We start from the raw sequence: 4,125 nt of genomic DNA on the forward strand, positions 1-4,125 counted from the left end.
GGGTAAACCGGCATGGATGCCGTTTAGCCGCGCTGGGCCAGGGATGGCCCATCGCGGCGGGCCCCGTAGGAGCGAGCATGCTCCGGGCGGCGTTCCGACGAAAAACCTGAGAGCACCGCGGGGAGTCAGGCTTCCCGCGTCATCGTTGACCTCCATCGCGAGCATGCTCGCTCCTACAGTAAGAGCGAAACCATGGGTGGCCGTTACCGAAGAAACGGATATGTACACCAACCCACCTCATCCAGCCCCCCGCTAGTCCGTTGAGACGATGCCCAACCCGATCACCGCAGCGATAGTAAACCCATCCAAAATCGACCCCACGGAGCAAGGGCCATGAGTATTTTGCAGCGTTTCCAAATGGACGGCAGCGTCGCCATCGTCACTGGCAGCGGCCGCGGTATCGGTCGGGCGATTGCCCTGGCGTATGCCGAAGCCGGCGCCGATGTGGTGTGCTCGGCACGTTCGCTGGACGAAGTGCAGGCCGTGGCCGAGGAAGTTCGCGCCCTCGGTCGGCGCGCCCTGGCCTTCGCCTGCGACGTCAACGATGCCGAGCAACGCCAGGCACTGGTGCGCCACAGCGTCGAGCACATGGGCCGGATCACTCATCTGGTGAACAACGTCGGCGGTGGCGGGCCCAATGACCCGATGACCATGACACCCGAGCAGTTCGCCCAGGTGCTGAACTTCAACGTCGCCACCACCTACGCCTTCTGCCAGTTGTGCGTACCGCTGATGCGCGAGGCCGGCGGCGGCAACATCATCAATATCAGCTCAGTGGCGGCGCGTTATGCCCAGCGCCATTTCAGCGCCTACGGTACGGCCAAGGCGGCCCTCAGCCATCTGACCCGCCTGCTCGCCCAGGACTTCGCGCCGCAAATCCGAGTCAACGCCGTCGCCCCCGGCCCCACCCTGACCGAAGCACTTAACGGCGTGATGCCTGCCGCCATGCGCCAGGTCATGGAAAACAACACCCCGCTCAAATGCCTGGGCACCCCGCAAGACATCGCCGCCGCCGCGCTGTACCTGGCCAGCCCCGCATCGGCCTGGGTGACCGGCAAGATCATTGATGTCGATGGCGGTGCCGACTCGTCGGTCTGGCCCGGCTGACCCACTCCTTTGGGTTCGCCCCTGATGACGTTGGGGCGGGCCTTTTTTCTTCCACCCCTCTGGAGCCCTCGCCATGGACGCCCATTTGATCAACGCGCTCGGTGACGAGCTGTTCAACGCCCTGCGCAGCAGGCAGACGCTGCCCCCCCTGACCCGCCGCTATCCGCAGATCACCCTGGAGCAGGCCTACGGGATTTCCCTGCAGTTCCTGCAGCGCCGTGAAGCCCTCGGCGAGCACGTGATCGGCAAGAAAATCGGGGTCACCAGCCGCGCCGTGCAGGAAATGCTCGATGTCCACCAACCGGATTTCGGCTTCCTCACCAATGCCATGCAGGTCGAGGATGGCAGTGACGTCAGCCTGGCCCGCTACAACCTGATACAGCCCCGGGCCGAAGGCGAAATCGCCTTTATTCTCGGCGAAGATTTGCAAGGCCCGGGCATCCGTGCCGAGGACGTGCTGGCCGCCAGCCAATGGGTGGTGCCGTGCTTCGAGATCGTCGACTCGCGTATCGACGACTGGCAGATCCGCATCCAGGACACCGTGGCCGACAACGCCTCGTGCGGTGTGTTCGCCCTCGGCTCCCAGCGCATCGACCCGCGCTCGCTGGACCTGGCCGCGGTGCACATGCAAATGAGCAAAAACGGCCAACCGGCAGGCTCGGGCCTGGGCTCGGCGGTGCAAGGCCATCCTTGCGCGGCAGTGGCCTGGCTGGCCAATACCCTGGGCGAGCTGGGCATCCCGTTCCGCCGTGGCGAAATCATTCTTTCCGGTGCCCTGGCGCCGCTGGTGCCGGTGATCGCCGGTGACCACATCAGCCTGTCCATGACCGGCCTGGGCGAAGCCAGCCTGCGCTTTGTCCCGTGAATCGCCCTTCCCTCTTCAGGAGCCAAAAAACCATGAGTAAAAAGATCAAATGCGCGCTGATCGGGCCGGGCAACATCGGCACCGACCTGCTGTACAAACTGATGCGCAGCGAGGTGCTGGAACCGGTGTGGATGGTGGGCATCGACGCCACCTCCGAAGGTCTGGCACGAGCACGCGAGCTGGGCCTTAAAACCACCGCAGACGGCGTGGACGGATTGCTCCCGCATGTCCTCGAAGACCAGATCCAGATCGCCTTCGACGCCACCTCGGCCTACGTCCACGCCCAGAACTCGCGCAAGCTCAATGCCCTGGGCGTGTTGATGATCGACCTGACTCCGGCGGCCATCGGCCCGTATTGCGTGCCACCGGTCAACCTCAAGGCGCAACTGGGCCTGGGTGTGATGAACGTCAACATGGTCACCTGCGGCGGCCAGGCCACCATTCCGCTGGTGGCGGCAGTGTCCAGCGTGCAGCCGGTGGAATACGCCGAGATCATTGCCACCGCCGCGTCCAAGTCGGTCGGCCCCGGCACTCGCAAAAACATCGACGAGTTCACCCGCACCACCGCCAGCGCCGTGGAAAAGGTCGGCGGTGCGAAGAAAGGCAAGGCGATCATCATCATCAACCCCGCCGAGCCGCCGCTGATCATGCGCGACACCGTGCATTGCCTGACCGCCAGCGAACCCGACCAGCCGGCGATCACCGCCGCCATCGAGGCCATGATCGAGCAAGTGCAGCGCTACGTGCCCGGCTACAAGCTGGTCAACGGCCCGGTGTTCGACGGCAATCGGGTGTCGATCTTCATGGAAGTCGAAGGCCTGGGCGACTACCTGCCCAAGTACGCCGGCAACCTGGACATCATGACTGCCGCCGCAGCGCGCACCGCCGAGATGTTCGCCGAGGAAATCCTCAAGGGCGAGCTGGTACTCACCGCTACTGCCCAAACCGCTCACGCATAAGGAGTCGACCATGGATCTTCGCGGCAAAAGCATCACCGTTCACGACATGTGCCTGCGCGACGGCATGCACCCCAAGCGTCACCAGATCAGCCTGCAACAGATGAAAGACATCGCCTGCGGCCTCGACGCGGCCGGCGTGCCGCTGATCGAAGTCACCCACGGCGACGGCCTGGGCGGCAGCTCGGTGAACTATGGCTTCCCGGCCCACACCGACGAAGAGTATCTGTCGGCAGTGATCCCATTGATGAAAAAGGCCAAGGTCTCAGCCCTGCTGCTGCCTGGCATCGGCACCGTCGATCATCTGAAAATGGCCCATGAACTGGGGGTCAATACCATTCGCGTGGCCACCCATTGCACCGAGGCCGATGTCAGCGAACAACATATCTCGCACGCCCGCAGCCTGGGCATGGACACCGTCGGTTTCCTGATGATGGCCCACATGAACAGCCCTGAAGGCCTGGTCAAGCAGGGCTTGCTGATGGAAAGCTACGGCGCCAACTGCATCTACCTGACCGATTCGGCGGGCTATCTGCTGCCCCACGACGTCAGTGCTCGCGTGACGGCGATGCGCGCGGCCCTCAAGCCTGAGACCGAAATTGGCTTTCATGGCCACCACAATCTGTCGATGGGTGTGTCCAACTCCATTGCTGCGATTGCCGCCGGGGCCAACCGCATCGACGCCGCCTGCGCAGGACTCGGTGCCGGCGCGGGCAACACGCCGATGGAAGTGCTGGTGGCGGTGTGTGATCGCATGGGTATCGACACCGGCGTCAGTGTGTTTGGCATCCAGGATGTAGCTGAAGACCTGGTGGTACCGATCATGGACTTCCCGATCCGCAGCGACCGCGATGCACTGACCATGGGCTACGCCGGGGTTTATGGCTCGTTCCTGCTGTTCGCCAAGCGCGCCGAGAAGAAGTACGGCGTGTCAGCTCGGGAAATTCTTGTTGAGATGGGACGTCGTGGGATGGTTGGTGGGCAGGAGGATATGATCGAGGACACTGCCATGACACTTGCTCGTCTGCGGCGGCAGGGGTAAGGCTTTGTGTTACGCGATTTTTTTCAGGTGTACATATCCGTTGCTGCGGTAACGGCCACCTAGGGTTTCGCTCTTACAGCGAGTCACTTTCGAAAAGCGCGAAAGTAACCAAAGCGCTCTTGCCCCACCACTCGGTGCCTCGCTAAGGCTCGGCA

General features: G+C 63.3%; 4 protein-coding genes. All 4 read left to right on the forward strand.

All coding sequences use genetic code 11. The features are described 5' to 3' along the window. Window positions 1-333: 333 nt before the first annotated feature. The 4 genes from AC3WWR_RS30715 to dmpG all read left to right on the forward strand — a co-directional run bounded on the left by AC3WWR_RS30715 (window position 334) and on the right by dmpG (window position 3,970). Window positions 334-1,107: a glucose 1-dehydrogenase gene (locus AC3WWR_RS30715; RefSeq protein WP_020796428.1), complete on the forward strand. Its 774-nt coding sequence runs from the start codon at window positions 334-336 to the stop codon at window positions 1,105-1,107. 73 nt (window positions 1,108-1,180) lie between these two features. Further along, window positions 1,181-1,972 (forward strand): fumarylacetoacetate hydrolase family protein, encoded by a 792-nt coding sequence (locus AC3WWR_RS30720; protein ID WP_083349409.1) that lies wholly within the window; start codon window positions 1,181-1,183, stop codon window positions 1,970-1,972. A gap of 32 nt (window positions 1,973-2,004) precedes the next feature. After that, window positions 2,005-2,931, forward strand: a complete 927-nt coding sequence (locus AC3WWR_RS30725) for an acetaldehyde dehydrogenase (acetylating) (RefSeq protein ID WP_020796430.1) — start codon at window positions 2,005-2,007, stop codon at window positions 2,929-2,931. Between the two features lie 10 nt (window positions 2,932-2,941). After that, window positions 2,942-3,970, forward strand: coding sequence for a 4-hydroxy-2-oxovalerate aldolase (gene dmpG, locus AC3WWR_RS30730; protein WP_020796431.1), 1,029 nt, complete (start codon window positions 2,942-2,944; stop codon window positions 3,968-3,970). Window positions 3,971-4,125 lie beyond the last annotated feature (155 nt).

It is taken from the genome of Pseudomonas sp. EB271-G4-1 (assembly GCF_058791355.1).

Coding starts and splice junctions, on each gene's coding strand:
- AC3WWR_RS30715 (WP_020796428.1), top strand. CDS start 334: ATGAGTATTTTGCAGCGTTTCCAAATGGACGGCAGCGTCGCCATCGTC.
- AC3WWR_RS30720 (WP_083349409.1), top strand. CDS start 1,181: ATGGACGCCCATTTGATCAACGCGCTCGGTGACGAGCTGTTCAACGCC.
- dmpG (WP_020796431.1), top strand. CDS start 2,942: ATGGATCTTCGCGGCAAAAGCATCACCGTTCACGACATGTGCCTGCGC.
- AC3WWR_RS30725 (WP_020796430.1), top strand. CDS start 2,005: ATGAGTAAAAAGATCAAATGCGCGCTGATCGGGCCGGGCAACATCGGC.